General features: G+C 37.1%; 13 protein-coding genes. 9 read left to right on the plus strand and 4 right to left on the minus strand.

The features are described 5' to 3' along the window. Positions 1-52: 52 nt before the first annotated feature. From DC53_RS16855 to DC53_RS16845, 3 genes are all read right to left on the minus strand, one after another. The gene (locus DC53_RS16855) at positions 53-817 is read right to left on the minus strand and encodes a YdcF family protein (RefSeq protein ID WP_188085253.1); all 765 of its coding nucleotides are present in this window, start codon (positions 815-817) and stop codon (positions 53-55) included. 55 nt (positions 818-872) lie between these two features. Next, positions 873-1,760 carry a LysR family transcriptional regulator gene (locus DC53_RS16850; protein WP_007375877.1) on the minus strand — a complete coding sequence of 296 codons (888 nt, stop codon included), beginning with the start codon at positions 1,758-1,760 and terminating at the stop codon, positions 873-875. A 428-nt stretch (positions 1,761-2,188) separates the two neighbouring features. Then, a complete protein-coding gene (locus tag DC53_RS16845) occupies positions 2,189-4,558 on the minus strand; it encodes an EAL domain-containing protein (protein WP_007375876.1) in 2,370 nt (789 codons plus the stop codon). A 207-nt stretch (positions 4,559-4,765) separates the two neighbouring features. Here DC53_RS16845 and pyrC point away from each other — a divergent pair, with 207 nt between their 5' ends. The 9 genes from pyrC (at position 4,766) to DC53_RS16800 (ending at position 14,150) form a co-directional block, all read left to right on the plus strand. Beyond that, positions 4,766-5,818, plus strand: coding sequence for a dihydroorotase (gene pyrC, locus DC53_RS16840; RefSeq protein ID WP_033028606.1), 1,053 nt, complete (start codon positions 4,766-4,768; stop codon positions 5,816-5,818). 423 nt (positions 5,819-6,241) lie between these two features. Next, on the plus strand, positions 6,242-6,445 hold the full coding sequence (locus DC53_RS16835) for a cold-shock protein (protein ID WP_002961702.1): 204 nt from the start codon (positions 6,242-6,244) through the stop codon (positions 6,443-6,445). A 1,627-nt stretch (positions 6,446-8,072) separates the two neighbouring features. After that, positions 8,073-8,843: a DUF3450 domain-containing protein gene (locus tag DC53_RS16830; protein WP_033016274.1), complete on the plus strand. Its 771-nt coding sequence runs from the start codon at positions 8,073-8,075 to the stop codon at positions 8,841-8,843. A gap of 6 nt (positions 8,844-8,849) precedes the next feature. Next, a complete protein-coding gene (locus tag DC53_RS16825) occupies positions 8,850-10,214 on the plus strand; it encodes a MotA/TolQ/ExbB proton channel family protein (RefSeq protein WP_033028607.1) in 1,365 nt (454 codons plus the stop codon). After that, a complete protein-coding gene (locus DC53_RS16820) occupies positions 10,214-10,738 on the plus strand; it encodes a MotA/TolQ/ExbB proton channel family protein (RefSeq protein ID WP_002961709.1) in 525 nt (174 codons plus the stop codon). Before DC53_RS16825 ends, DC53_RS16820 begins: the two co-directional genes overlap by 1 nt. Positions 10,739-10,752: 14 nt before the next feature. Next, complete coding sequence (locus DC53_RS16815) at positions 10,753-11,157, plus strand: ExbD/TolR family protein (protein WP_002961710.1); 405 nt, start codon at positions 10,753-10,755, stop codon at positions 11,155-11,157. After that, on the plus strand, positions 11,157-11,774 hold the full coding sequence (locus tag DC53_RS16810) for an energy transducer TonB (protein ID WP_033028608.1): 618 nt from the start codon (positions 11,157-11,159) through the stop codon (positions 11,772-11,774). The genes DC53_RS16815 and DC53_RS16810 overlap by 1 nt, the downstream gene beginning before the upstream one ends. An 11-nt stretch (positions 11,775-11,785) precedes the next feature. Then, positions 11,786-13,045, plus strand: coding sequence for a tetratricopeptide repeat protein (locus DC53_RS16805; protein WP_007375869.1), 1,260 nt, complete (start codon positions 11,786-11,788; stop codon positions 13,043-13,045). A gap of 61 nt (positions 13,046-13,106) precedes the next feature. Further along, entirely contained in the window at positions 13,107-14,150 is a 1,044-nt protein-coding gene (locus DC53_RS16800; protein WP_033028609.1) for a hypothetical protein, read from the plus strand. A gap of 16 nt (positions 14,151-14,166) precedes the next feature. Here the strand turns inward: DC53_RS16800 and DC53_RS16795 are convergent, their stop codons facing one another. Then, positions 14,167-14,493, minus strand: coding sequence for a TraR/DksA family transcriptional regulator (locus DC53_RS16795; RefSeq protein ID WP_007375867.1), 327 nt, complete (start codon positions 14,491-14,493; stop codon positions 14,167-14,169). Positions 14,494-14,539 lie beyond the last annotated feature (46 nt).

Consider the following 14,539-nt stretch of genomic DNA (forward strand, 5'->3'; position numbering starts at 1 on the left):
CTTTGGTTGAAATAGATTTTATTGTCCAGAGTTCAGGTTAGGACTATATAAGTTACAGCGCCTCTGGATCTATCCAGCGGCGCAAACTTATCCATGTATTTCCTACTACTTCGTGACTATATTGCGTAACCACAAGTAAGGCTTGAGCATTTGGAATAAACTGCTTGCTCCACGGCAGCGCTGCAAAATTATGGTAATCAGTGGCTGCGGTTATGACTTTAATGCCTTGAGCATTAAATAAGTCTTTGGCACGGGGCATGTGCAGTACAGATGTTACTAGTGCAACTTTAAAGTCGACTAATTTTGATGCGAGTAACTTAGCTTCTTCACCGGTATCCATTGCTTTTGGGTTTTGGAATATACGGCTTTTATTAATTCCTAAACTCACCGCTGTTTGATACATAAGCCCGCTATTAGTGGTATTTTGATAGCCCCCGCCTGAAACTATAAGCTCTGCATTAGGGTAGTGCTTTGCCAGTTTTACACCTTCGACTAAGCGCGTTAGCGCACAATTACCTAATTGATTATTTGAACTTAAAGCCGAATTTGGGTTTATGTCGCAACCTAGCACGACTATTTTGTCTATTTTAGGGTGCTTTAGGGCATTAAATGCAAGCGACGCAGGTTCATTATTTTGGATAATTAAATTGGCGATAAAGGGTGTACTCAATACAAGTAATACAATTAAGCTTAAAGTAGATAAGAAGAGAGCTGATTTACGGCCTTTAAATGCGAGTAGGAGCATTAGACACGCAAATAAACCAAATAGAGGTAGTGGCATAAGTAAACCACCAATCATTTTTTTAATAACAAACATAATAAGCAACATAAAAACAAGAGTATTGCTTTCATGTTACTCATTAGATTGCGATTTATCGACCGTTATTTAGCTTACAGGTATTTAAAAAATGGCGATAAACAGGGTTATCTTTCATATCTTTTTTCATTGCTAAGTACATCGGCCGAGTAAGCCCAAGCGCACCTAGCGGGATGGACTTTATTAAACCTTGGCTTTCATAAGGGGTAACTAGCCAATCAGGTAATGCAGCAACACCCATACCAGCACTCACTAATTGAAAAATAAGGAGTCCTTGATCAACTGTTTTTAAGGTGCCATCGAAACGTGCATTTTGAATAAAGTATTTAAAAATATCTTGGCGTTCGCGCGGGATAGGGTATGAAATAATGGTTTCGTTTTTCAAATCAAGCGCTGTTACATATGCTTTTTTAGCAAGTTCATGATCAGGCGCCACAATAAGCTTCAGTTTAAAATCAAACAAGTGCGCGTATTCTAATGTGTCGGGTTCACGTATATCAGACGTCAAAACTAAGTCGAGTTCATCGTTTAGTAGGTCAGGAATAGCGTCATAACTAAAACCACGCTCGTAATCAATTTTTATATCAGGCCAAAAGTTATTAAATTCTTTGATCGTAGGCAATAACCAATGAAAACATGCATGGCATTCCACACTTAAACGCAGTTGAGAAATAGGCTGGTTTAAGCTTTCTTTTAAACGGCATTTAGTCGCTTCCATTTTTGGTAATATTTCGTGAGCTAACTCAAGTAATAACATTCCTTGGGGCGTGAAGCGGACTGGCTGAGTTTTACGTTCGAATAATTGGCAATCTAATTTATTCTCTAAGTCTTTGATTTGATGTGATAAAGCAGACTGTGTTAAAAATAATTCTCGTGCTGTATTAACCAAAGATCCTGTTTCTTTTAGGGTTGCTATGGTTTTTAAATGTTTAATACCAATCATCTTTAAAAATTCTCATGGAAAAAGTGAGTTTAGCTCAGATTAATTACATACTACGCCTATATAAAAAACGTTTCAACGTCTAGATGGCTAAAGTTTTTCTGTTTATTGTCATAAATTTATTAAAAATTTAAATTTCTAATGATAGAAGTCATTTAATACTGACTTTACAAGTTTTATATGAGTTTGCTTCATGTTGAATCAAAGGAAGGAAAAATATTATATATTTTAACTGGACGTAATTTTTAGCGTCGAAAATAACTGCTCGAGATAGATTTATTATCCATAGTTCAGGTTATCTAAGGATGATTACCATTTAATCGTGGTGTGAAGTGTGTAGTGAGCTCGATAACTACTTCTGCGTTACTTTAGAGGCTTACATCCATGTAAAAATAAGTAAAACCGATTAACAAAGAGTAAAATCGGCTATATTATAGGGGGTTATTTATTAATAATATGGCTTCGTTTGCGCTGACAGGTTTTGATTTCAAAAATCCTTGCCCAAAATCGCATTGCGTCGATTGTAATATAGTTAGTTGTTCTACAGTCTCTATCCCTTCAGCTACGACAGCAAATTTTAATGATTGCGCCAGAGATAAAATAGCCTCAACCAACGGGTTAGTTGAATCTTGAAGGTGGTCAATAAAACTCTTATCAATTTTTAAAACATGAATCGGAAGTTGATGTAAATAGCCTAATGCAGAGTATCCAGTGCCAAAATCATCTAAACAGAGCTTAACTTTTAGAGGGGATAGGCCTTCTATAATTTGCGTTGCTAGATCTAAATTCTCTATTAAACCTGATTCTGTAATTTCTAGGCATAAAGAACCCAAAGGCAATTGATATTTGTTGTAAATAGCATGAATTTGCGCAACAAAATCAAGACTAGCAAAATGCCGAGATGATACATTAACTGTAATTTTTAAGAATCGATGGCCTTGCTGGTGCCAGTCTGAAATTTGTTGAGCAGCTAAATCGAGCAAGTGCAAATCAAGGTTTATAATCTGCCCAGTGGTTTCAGCAATAGGAATAAAGTCATTCGGTGAAACAAAGCCTTTTTTAGGGTGATGCCAACGAACTAAGGCTTCAAAACCAATGACTTCACTTTCAGCGATGGTAAAAATTGGTTGAAAATAGAGTTCAAATTCGTTGTGCTCAATACCGTGTTGCAAATCGTTTTCGATATCAGCATGGGTCTTAAGCTTTTTACGCATGGTATTATTAAAAAACTTAACTTGCCCACGACCTGTCGATTTAGCCTCGTACATAGCAGCGTCAGCTTGTTGAAGTAATATATAAGCTTTATCATTTATATTATCACTATATGCAATACCGATACTGGTTGAAGCTTGTAATAAATGACCATCAACATCGATTGGTTTTGAAAGTACAGTTTGAATCCGTTTAAGCGCTTCGTTGACTTGGTTCCGATGCGTAATATTTTCCATGAAAATAGCAAACTCATCGCCACCTAAACGGGCAAAGGTATCGGTATTACGAACGGTGGCTTTAATTAATTCACATATTCGAATTAAGAAGTGGTCACCAACTTCATGGCCTAGAGAATCATTAATACTCTTAAATCGGTCAAAATCTAAATATAACAGCGCATGGCTGGTGCCTTTTTTGGCACGTGTTAGTCTTAATATAGCGTGCTTCGCACGTTCTATTAATAGTGAACGATTAGCTAGTCCAGTCAATTCATCGTGTAAAGCACGGTGTTCAAGCTCCTGGCGAGCAAGTTGCCTATCTATTGCCATGCTAATTTGACGGCTCACATACGTTAATAATGAGCTGTCATGCTCACTGTAATGTAAAGACTTATCATAACTTTGAACAACAATAACACCACTGATACGTTCATTTGCTTTAAATGGTACGCCCAACCAAGACTCGGATTGTCGGCCTATCATTTTGAAGTGGCCATCTGCTATTTGTTGTTTGTAATCTTTTTTTGTAAAAAGTAATGGCTGATCTTTTTGTAGTAAATAATATGAGGCAGTGTCTTTAAGTTGCTCTTTTGAAAATTTTTGATGGGTGCTTGTTTGAATACCCTCTTCAACAATGTAGACAATGTCGAGTATATCTACTTGTTTATCGTAAAGTGCAATAAAAAAATTATCTGCACGTAACAAGCTATTAATTATAGCGTGAAGAGATTCAAAAAAAGTATCTAGGTCACTGGCTTTATAAGTTAAGTTAGCTATTTGCAAAAGACTATTTTCAAGCTTTTGCGCATTATTTAATTGCTCAACAGTTTGTTGTAAATTATTGACAGTATTAACTTGGTTTATTTTGGCACTAAGTAAATGTGCGACAGTGGTGAGTATTTCAAGATGGGCATTAGTAAAATAGTTCTTAATGGGATGTTCACAATCAATTACCCCTAAAATTTGCTCTTTATATATAAGAGGAACACATAATTCTGACTGAGCAGGGCGTTCATCTGCTATATAGCGGCTATCAGTACTTACATCACCAAGCATCACTGCTTCACCGGTGCGTGCAACAAAGCCCGAAATTCCCTCACTAAACTGTATTACCTTTCGTTGCGCTCTATATTTGTAGCGTTGATGGGGGATCCCCATAGATGCAACTTGGTTTAATATAGAAGCTGAGTCATCGGCAAGGTAGATAACACAATCAACAAAGCCAAGTCTATTAACGACTTGAGTTGTTACGTATTCTAGTAACTCTTCTAGAGTATCAAGCTGTAATAAACTAGATGAAAACTGATTAATGATACTAAGCTGTTCAGTTTTTATTTCCAGAGCTTCATTGGTATCGACTTTGTTCGACATAGGCAGCTAATTTTATTCTTTATATTTATAAACACAGCAACTAAGTTAACGTAAACTTTATCTTTCTACAAAATAAAACGATGAATGCTTTTTATGAGCTGTAAAGTTTTATTTAATAGTAGAGCTGAGTCCATTATTTTTAATAAGGTCTTTACTCGAAAACCTCCTATGCCTATGATCGGATAAATTCAGCCGTGGAATAAAAAAATGATTAGTAAAACTAAAGATGCAATCACAACACTCACTATAACTCGACCAGATGACTGGCATGTACACTTACGTGATGGCGATCAGCTAAAAGATACCGTTCGCGATATTAGTCGTTATATGGGTCGTGCGATTATTATGCCTAACTTGGTTCCTCCGGCAACATGTACTGATACAGCACTTGAATACCGTGCACGTATTATGGCGGCAGGTCCTCAAGGTGATTTTGAGCCATTAATGGTTTTGTATCTTACTGATAAAACAACACCTGAAGAAATTAAAAAAGCTAAAGAAACAGGTAAAATAGTTGCGGCTAAACTTTACCCAGCAGGCGCTACAACAAATTCTGACTCCGGTGTGACTTCCGTTAAAAATATTTACTCAGTACTAAAAGCAATGCAAGAAGTGGGGATGCTTTTATTGGTTCACGGTGAAGTTACTGATTCGTCGATAGATATTTTTGATCGAGAAAAGGTATTTTTAGATACAATTTTAGGTGATGTTGTTAGCGATTTCCCTGAACTTAAAATTGTACTAGAGCATATTACAACGAAAGATGCGGTAGAGTTCGTAGTAAATGCACCGGATAATGTAGCGGCTACTATTACAGCTCATCATTTACTTTATAATCGTAATCATATGTTAGCAGGGGGGATACGTCCCCATTATTACTGTTTACCAATATTAAAACGTAATACACACCAACAAGCATTAATGGCTGCAGCAATAAGTGGCAATAAAAAATTCTTTTTAGGAACTGATTCGGCTCCGCATTATAAAGACAAGAAAGAAGCTGCTTGCGGTTGTGCTGGGGCATACACAGCTCACGCTGCGATTGAATTATACGCCGAGGCATTTGAAGAAGTTGGTGCACTGGATAAATTAGAAGGTTTTGCTAGTCACTTTGGTCCTGATTTTTATGGTGTTATGCGTAATCAAGATACAATAACACTACAAAGAAATCCTTGGAGAGTTCCCGCTAGCTATTCGCTAGGTGATTCGCAAGTTGTTCCCATTAAAGCCGAAGACATGATTGAATGGGAAGTGAGTTAATCATTCAGTAAATCAGCTTAAACTTTATAAATTATTATGTGATTTTTACTTGCGCTGATCATTGTACAATTTTTGTTTTGATCAAATATTTCGCATTTAAAATACGCGACTGATTCTAAAAAGAGTAACCGAATAGTATTTTTTTGTATTAAAATTAGCCGTTTAGACATTATTTAATAAAAAAATATATTTTTAATAAATAATGTCTAATTAATAGAGCGAAATAAAAAATAATGTGTTAATCTTAACTTGCTTTGAGTTTTTGCGTATTGAATTTACGGATATTGTGCTGCGTTTAAGGTTACCGGTTAGGTTATTACTTCTTCCTGTACTATACCTCCATTTTGTGGGCATTGACTCGGGGAGGATATTGCCATAATAATATGGCTGAATTTTAATTATTGACTTACAGGAAAATTTAGTATGTCGGTTACTGGTAAAGTAAAGTTTTTCAACGAAGCTAAAGGCTTTGGTTTCATTGAACAAGAAAATGGTCCTGACGTGTTTGTACATTTCAGCGCAATCACTGGTTCTGGTTTTCGCACTCTTAGCGAAGGTCAAGCAGTGACATTCAGCATCAAGCAAGGTCAAAAAGGCCCTGAAGCTGAGAACGTAGAAGCAGCATAATTTATTATGTGAACCTTCGTTCAACGTGGTGAAACAGTTATCTGTTTCACCATAATTCCTTTGTTAATACTATTAAATCTTCCTCACTATCTCCTATAAAGCTATCAATTATTACACTGCATACTTAAATTAATTAATTTTAAAGCGCTGACATTTGTTAAATGCATCTTTATTGTTCAAGTAGCAATATTCTTTGAGCATTTGGTTGATCAAGTCGTTAAGCGAAATACCACGTGTATTAAATGACAGGGTTATCTTTTTGCTATTAAAGTTTATTATTTTTCTGAGTTAAATTTTATTCTTAGAGATTTTTTGCGACACGATTTTTAATCTAGTGCTCTCGTTAGCGGCTAAAGCCTTACATTCCTTATAGTCATATCGATCTACATAAGCACTTTATCAATTCAACGAATAAAATAACCATTTAACCTATTTGAAGTTTATTCTTTTTGTCGACACGATTTTCTTATATCAAAATAGATCACTTAATTAAGCGAATTGCTATTATGCAATTTTCTTGGCGTTAAATTGACCCCATTTCTAAGCAGACTTTTATCATAAATCGAACAAGTAAAGCTTCATTTGCTACTTTCAGCCCTTATCTAAGCATACAACAAAGAGTCAATTACCTCTAGCAAGACCCTTTGAATAAAATGTATTTGGCATTAATGCATTGTTATCGCCTTTATGAGCATAACGGCACTACAGTAAGCATTGCTGTGTGTGATTGAGCTACGGTATTAAAATTAAAAAATTAAACTTCAACTGCTTTTAGTTATTATAAGACTACCTTTAAAGCATAGTAGCGAGCTATGTAACGAGGTGAAATGATATAGTTTTCACAGAGCCTACCATAAAAATTGTAATTGAATTAAATAGATCATATTCAAGATAGGTGACTAACGTTGATTGTAGTAACAACTTCAAGCTGCTCAGATTGGAGTATGGTATTTCATTGAAAGCTTGTTCCTAAAATTAGCCATCTCTAATACATGCCCAGCAAAAGATAAATTCAAATATTTGGACAACTTCTGAGAGTAATAAATTAATAACTAATTGCACACTGTGCATCATTTGGTTTGTAACCAACCACTTTACTCTCCATTAATATTGGGTAATGGAAATATCAATATGCGATATTCGAAGTAAATATTAATTCAATATAAAGGCATTTTGTGATGTTTTCTTGTGCGATAAACGGTTTGTTTTTTCAGATGAAGCGTTTAAAACCAGTTAAAAAGGCATGAAGTTGGCCAAAAAAAAACTTATATAAGAAATAAGTATATTTTTTTTTGTTTTTTTTCAGGGCGAATTCATTTTCAATTGAATGTTGCATTTTTGTTGTTTTTATAAGGGCGACACCCAATAAACATACCCCTTAAAAGGCTTTGATAGAAATATTAAGAATAAGACTGGTTACAATATTGTTAACATTTGGTATGCAGTCCTTTAGTGTAAGCTTTGAACTGGCTATTTATTTACTGAGATAAGCAAACATCAAGTTGACAGCGCTTATTGCATTTAGCATTATTGGAAGGTTGATATCTATTAAAAGATATCAGGGTTGTCTTCCTTATGGGTTGATAATTAAATTATAAAAGTAACATTACTTAATTGGTTGGGAACTATGTCTGTTAAAATCAGAAAGAGTCTTGTAGCAACTGCGTTGGTTGGCGCATTTGCATTTGCAAGCAGCAATGTGATTGCAGATCCTTTGAATGACGTGCAAAAAGCAGGTCAACAAATTCAAAAGGCTGCTGTTAAGTCTCAAACTAAAATTGACAATGTATATGGTCAAACTCAAGAGCTAATCGCTGAGTACCGTAGCATCGTTGATGAGACTGAACTTATGAAAGTGTATAACGATCATGTATCACGCTTGGTTGATAGCCAAAATGCGTCTATTGAATCGTTTGATCGTCAAATCGCTACTATTGATAACACTAAACAAAACGTTGTGCCTTTGATGTATCGCATGATCGATACGCTTGAGCAATTCATCAAAGCGGACGTTCCATTTAATCTTGAAACGCGTTTAGGACGTGTTGAAAGACTACGTGAAATCATGGTTTCTGCGTCTGTAACGACGTCTGAAAAATTCCGTCAAGTACTTGAAGCTTACACTATTGAAACAGCATACAGTTCACTTGTATCTGCTTCACAAGGTACATTAGAAGTTGATGGTAAGAGCATTAACGTTGATATCGGTCAATTAGGTCGTATCACTTACGTTGCTCAATCTTTTGACTTGAAACATGCTTGGGTGTGGGATAACAACACTAAACAGTGGAAAGAATTAGGTGAAGAATACCTAAAACCTGTTAAAGAAGTTATTCGTATGGCGCGTAAGCAAGCGACATTAGAACTTGTTAAACTACCTATCTTTGGCGCGGAGTAATCAATAATGAAGAAACTATTTAAAGGTTTTGCTGTTGCAGCAGTACTAACTGTTTCTGCAGGTACCGCGCTTAATGCACATGCAAATACTGGAGCTCTAGATAAAATCCTTGAGCAAGTAAAGCAAGAGCGTATCTCTGAAGGTAAAATTAATAAGCAACGTGAGCAAGAGTTCTTATCTGAACGTGCTGACAAGCAATCATTACTTAACAAAGCTAAAAGCCAACTTGCTTCTGAAAAAGCACGTGGCGTTAGTTTAGCTAAGCAATATGCACAAAATGAAAATACTTTAGCAGAGAAAGAGCAAGCTCTTCAAAGCGCACAAGGTACTTTAGGTGAAATGTTTGGTGTTGTACGTCGTGCAGCTCAAGACGCTATCGGTTCGATCGAAGCATCACTTGTTAGTGCTGAAAAGCCAGGTCGTGCTGAAATATTACGTTCATTAGCTGCTGCTAAAGAACTTCCAACTGTTCGTGAATTAGAAGAACTTTGGATTTCACTACAAACAGAAATGACTGAATCAGCTAAAGTTTCAACATTCGAAACTGAAGTTGCTGGCCTTGATGGTAACCCGTCAATGAAGAAAGTAACGCGTATCGGTAACTTTAACTTAGTTACAGACGATGGTTACTTAATTTATTCACCAGAGACTAAGTCTATCCAGCCTCTAGGTAAGCAACCAGATGGTTACATTTTAGACGGTATCACAGCGCTTGAAAATACATCTCCAGATAACTACGCTGGTGTTTATATTGACCCGACTCGTGGTGCTATCTTACGTATCAATACTCAAAAAGCGACCCTTATAGAATACTTCCATCAAGGTGGCGTAGTTGGTTATATCATCACAGCCTTACTAGGCCTAGGTATGCTAATTACTCTAATTCGCTTTGTTGACCTTACGCTTACTACAAGTAAGATTAAGAGCCAACTTAAAAATGTTGCTACACCGAATACAAATAACCCACTGGGTCGTATTCTTAAAGTGTACCATGACAACAAGAACCAAGATGTTGAAAACCTTGAGCTTAAACTTGATGAAGCGATTCTACGTGAAACGCCACGCATCGAAGCTGGTATCAATATAATCAAGATTCTTGCTGCAATCGCACCATTACTAGGTCTACTAGGTACTGTAATCGGTATGATCTTAACGTTCCAAACAATCACATTGTTCGGTACGGGTGATCCGAAGATCATGGCAGGTAACATCTCTCTAGCACTTGTAACTACAGCGCTAGGTCTAATTGCTGCATTACCACTAATTCTACTTCATGCTCTAGTAGCTGGTCGTAGTAAGTCGGTATTACACATCCTTGATGAGCAAAGCGCGGGTATCGTTGCTACTCACGCGGAGAAGGAGAAAGCCTAATGCTAGTCCTGATGGAGATATGGGAATCTATCAGGGATTTTGTTGGCACAGGCGGCCAGGTTTTATACGTGGTCGCGATAGCACTCTTTCTGATGTGGGTTTTAATGATTGAGCGCTATTGGTTCTTACTTGCAGAGTTTCCTCGCACAGCGAAAGAAATTGTAGCAAAGTGGGATGCCCGCCAAGACACTACGTCTTGGTACGCACACAGAATCCGTGAAGCATGGATTTCTGAAGCGTCTGAAAAATTAGATCAGCGTATGTTGTTGATTAAGACATTAGTAGCTGTTTGTCCTTTAATAGGCTTACTTGGTACTGTTACTGGTATGATCTCGGTTTTCGAAACCATGGCCAACCAGGGTACAGGTAACGCAAGATTAATGGCATCAGGTATTTCAATGGCAACAATCCCGACAATGGCTGGAATGGTTGCGGCACTATCTGGAGTATTTTTTAGCTCACGTCTTGAGACAAAAGCTAAAATGGTGAAAGCCAAACTTATTGATAGTATGCCTCATCACTAGAGAGAGAATTAAATATGGCACGTAAACAACGTTTTCGTGAAGAAGAAGAAGCAGCGGTTGATATGACGCCAATGCTTGACATCGTATTTATCATGCTTATTTTCTTTATCGTAACTACATCGTTCGTTAAAGAGGCTGGTATCGAGGTCAATAAACCAAAAGCTGCCCAAGCTACTAAGCAAAAAAATGCTAACATTTTTATTGCTATCCGTAGTAACGGCGAAATCTGGATTGATAAACAGCAGGTTGATGTTGAACGTATTTCAGCAAAAATCGAAAGTTTATTAGCAGAACAACCTACTGAAGTTGTGATTTTGCAAGCTGATAAAGAAGCAAAACATGGCGTAGTGGTTAAAGTTATGGACCAGATTAAAGCGACGGGTGATAACCTGAGAATTTCAATAGCTGGAGATCAGTAATGATTCGTTTTCTGTTTTCACTGATTGCAGGTGGGGCAGTTACTTTCGGCTTGTTCTACTTCATGGCTTTCTTCATCTCTGGTGGGGCTGACCGTAATACGGAACAAAAAGAGCAGATCATAGTCGAAATAATGACGAATCCGCCTGAATCTAAGGTGCAGGAGAGGAAGCGTGTACCGCCTCCGCCTCCTCCGCCACCAAAGCAGCCGCCTAAACCGCAGCCGCCACAGCCGGAAAATAACAGTCCAACACCTGGTGCTATGTCATTTAATATGGGAAGCATTGATGTTGGTAGTTCGGCAGGTGGACTAAGTGGTCCTGGTGCATTTGGACGTGATGGTGATGCGACACCTATCGTTCGTATAGAACCAAAATATCCAACGCAAGCAGCACGTGATGGTAAAGAAGGTTGGGTTCAACTTTCGTTCACAATTGATGAGTTAGGTGGAGTGACTGACGTTGAAGTAATTGACGCCGATCCAAAACGTATCTTTGACCGTGAAGCTAAGCGCGCATTGCGTAAGTGGAAGTACCGTCCTAAGATCATTGACGGAAAACCTCAAATACAACCGGGTTTACAAGTTCAATTAGACTTTAAACTTAACCAAGGCAATTAAGGAGGCGAGTAATGAGAAATTTTTCTAAAGTAACTGCTCTTGCGATTCTTATGTCTGTGTCAGGTGCTACATTAACAGCATCTGTTTTAGCGGCGCCAGACTACGCAAAGATTGAAGAGCGTAAGAAAGCAAAAACTAAAATCATGGGCGAGCGTACTGGTAAAAAGGTAATTAAAGCGTTTGATTTGTACGGTGAAGAAAAAGTTGAAGAAGCAATTGTTCTGCTAAAAGATATTGATCCATCTAATGACTTTGATAAGGCGACTGTAAATCGTTACTTAGGTAGCATGTACGCGCAGGTAGAAAAGTATGATGAAGCGATTAAATATACTAAGCAGGCGGTTGCGCCAGATGTTTTAAACTTTGCTGATCAGGAACAATCCCTTAAGTTATTAGGCGATTTACTTATTGGTACTCAAAAGTATCAAGAAGCTAAAAAAGCATATTTAGCATGGATTGATTTTACGGGCGATGAAGATCCGAAAGTTTACACACGTATTGCGCAAGCTAACTACGAGTTGAAACAATTTCGTGATGTTTTCGGTCCAGCAGACAAAGCAATTTCGCTTCAAAAGGAGCCGAACAAAGCTCCTTACCAATTAAAGTTAGGCTCTTATTTCGAGCTTAAAGACTATAATAATATGGTCAAAGTTGGTGAAGAAATTGTTCGTGTTTGGCCTGATGATAAAAAAGCTTGGGTTAGTTTAGGTAAATATTACCTACAAACTGAAAACTACAAAAAAGGTCTTTCGACCATGGAAGTAGCATTCAACCAAGGTTTTTTTGAAGCTGAAGTCGATTACAAAGTATTGTCTAACTTCTATTCTTTAAATGAAATTCCTTTTAAAGCGGCTGTTACGCTTGAGAAGGCTATTAAAGAAAAGAATGTTAAACGTACTAAGCAAAACGTTAGCGCGATTGCTAGTAATTACCATCGTTCTAAAGATCTCGTTAAAGCTGCTAAGTATTATGAAGAAGCTGCTAAATTTGATGAAGACGCTGAGCTTTACCGCAAAGCAGGTTCATTACTTTTACAGTCTGAAAAATTTAGTGCTGCTGTTGTTCGTTTGAACAAAGCATTAGAGCTAGGCTCTGATAAAAAGGGCACTATTTACTCAGATTTAGCTGAAGCATATTATTACCAAGGCAAGTACAAGCAAGCTCATGCTGCTATTACTAAAGCCATGGATGACCCACGCACTCGCAAGTTTGCAAAGGGTTGGGCTACATACATTAAAGATAAAGCCGCTCGCAACGGTGTTAAAATTTAATTTTTATTAGCTAAAGCAACTTTTAAAAAGCCCCTCTGGGGCTTTTTTTATTGGAATTACTATGTATAAAAAGCTCTCTTTTTCATTACTACTGTGTCTATTTTTAGTCGCATGTTCAAAGCAGCCTCAACCTTACGAGTCATTTGAAGATGCACAAGTCGGTTTAAAAACTTTAAACATGGCGCTTGTACTATCAGGCGCTAATAAAACAGATAAAATTACTAAAGAGCAATTGGTCTTTTCTGATGCATATTTAGCTAAACGCCATACTATTTATCAGAACTTAATGGACATGGAGCTTAATCTCAATCAAATAGCGCAAGTAAATTACTTGGTTATTGCAGAGCGTTTTCCTGAGCGCTATTTTAATTGGCCGGCTCAAGTAGATGTATTAAAGAACATGCTTGCTTTTGAAGGCACAAAAAACACACCGGATAATGTTATTACCTGGCTTAAGTTAACCCAAGAAACGTTAGACAGTGCTAAACAAAGCAATTTAAAACTGAATAAAGTTGAACTTGCATTGTTACAAAGTTATGTATTGAGTGCGATAGGCACTAACGACGTTCAACCAGCGCTTAAAAGCCATATAAGGGCTTTTAGCGATTATTTAGCTAGTTACAGGCCCAGGGGGAGTGTTGGTCTAAGAGGCCTGCCAAATGGAACCCAGTGGTATCAGAGCAAACTTAATTACTTTAGTGGCGAAGTACATTCACCATTAGAATGGGTTACTCTTTTAAATGAAAAAATAAAAGTATTAGATCGTGTTGCATTCGACAGTAAACAGCCAACTTCTCACCAGAAATCGTTTTTAGTTCAGTATTTATCTGATGAAAAATTAATAGAAGGCTTGGATTGGCAGGCTAACTATCAAGACTTACCTGCAATGGCGAGCAATATGGACATGTCTGATAAAGATAAAACATTGATGCTTGCGATGATGGAATCAGATATAGGTATTCACTATCATGCGTGGACTTTGCCTCAAGCAAAGGTGAACCTTGTAAAGCGCCTAAAAATGAGTCCAGAAGAGGCTCAGTATTTAGTTGAAGATATAATTCTCTACCCTGGGCAATCATTTAGTTTTATAAAGCAAATGATGTAATGATGTGAAAGTGCGCTTATGGTGCGCACTTTATACATCGTTGAGTTGCAGGGTCTTGCTCAAGTAACTTTGCTGATATTTTTTCTTCGCAGTCACAACAGTAACCATATTGGCCAATCTCTATTTGGCTAACGGCAGCTTCTAATTTAGTCATGCGACTAATTAAAATAGCATACTCCGGACCTAACTTTTCTGCCGCACAGTCTAACCATTCATTGTTGGCTTTATTATCTAAAATTTGTATTAAATGGTGATGTGCAGGGTAGGCTGATTTAGAAAGCATAGTTAATATATTTAATTTAACTTGCGCTATTTCATCGTTCAGTCTTTGTTGATGATGCATTATCAGTACAACCTTATTAAATTGGCTTTACGTTATACTGATATTA

It is taken from the genome of Pseudoalteromonas fuliginea (genome assembly GCF_000690055.1).
Classification (GTDB): domain Bacteria; phylum Pseudomonadota; class Gammaproteobacteria; order Enterobacterales; family Alteromonadaceae; genus Pseudoalteromonas; species Pseudoalteromonas fuliginea.

Bases quoted from the DNA above. Each gene is read 5' to 3' on its own strand.
- DC53_RS16855 (WP_188085253.1), bottom strand. From the start codon at position 817: ATGTTTGTTATTAAAAAAATGATTGGTGGTTTACTTATGCCACTACCT.
- DC53_RS16800 (WP_033028609.1), top strand. From the start codon at position 13,107: ATGTATAAAAAGCTCTCTTTTTCATTACTACTGTGTCTATTTTTAGTC.
- DC53_RS16795 (WP_007375867.1), bottom strand. From the start codon at position 14,493: ATGCATCATCAACAAAGACTGAACGATGAAATAGCGCAAGTTAAATTA.
- DC53_RS16845 (WP_007375876.1), bottom strand. From the start codon at position 4,558: ATGTCGAACAAAGTCGATACCAATGAAGCTCTGGAAATAAAAACTGAA.
- DC53_RS16850 (WP_007375877.1), bottom strand. From the start codon at position 1,760: ATGATTGGTATTAAACATTTAAAAACCATAGCAACCCTAAAAGAAACA.
- DC53_RS16805 (WP_007375869.1), top strand. From the start codon at position 11,786: ATGAGAAATTTTTCTAAAGTAACTGCTCTTGCGATTCTTATGTCTGTG.
- DC53_RS16820 (WP_002961709.1), top strand. From the start codon at position 10,214: ATGCTAGTCCTGATGGAGATATGGGAATCTATCAGGGATTTTGTTGGC.
- DC53_RS16830 (WP_033016274.1), top strand. From the start codon at position 8,073: ATGTCTGTTAAAATCAGAAAGAGTCTTGTAGCAACTGCGTTGGTTGGC.
- DC53_RS16810 (WP_033028608.1), top strand. From the start codon at position 11,157: ATGATTCGTTTTCTGTTTTCACTGATTGCAGGTGGGGCAGTTACTTTC.
- DC53_RS16825 (WP_033028607.1), top strand. From the start codon at position 8,850: ATGAAGAAACTATTTAAAGGTTTTGCTGTTGCAGCAGTACTAACTGTT.
- DC53_RS16815 (WP_002961710.1), top strand. From the start codon at position 10,753: ATGGCACGTAAACAACGTTTTCGTGAAGAAGAAGAAGCAGCGGTTGAT.
- pyrC (WP_033028606.1), top strand. From the start codon at position 4,766: ATGATTAGTAAAACTAAAGATGCAATCACAACACTCACTATAACTCGA.
- DC53_RS16835 (WP_002961702.1), top strand. From the start codon at position 6,242: ATGTCGGTTACTGGTAAAGTAAAGTTTTTCAACGAAGCTAAAGGCTTT.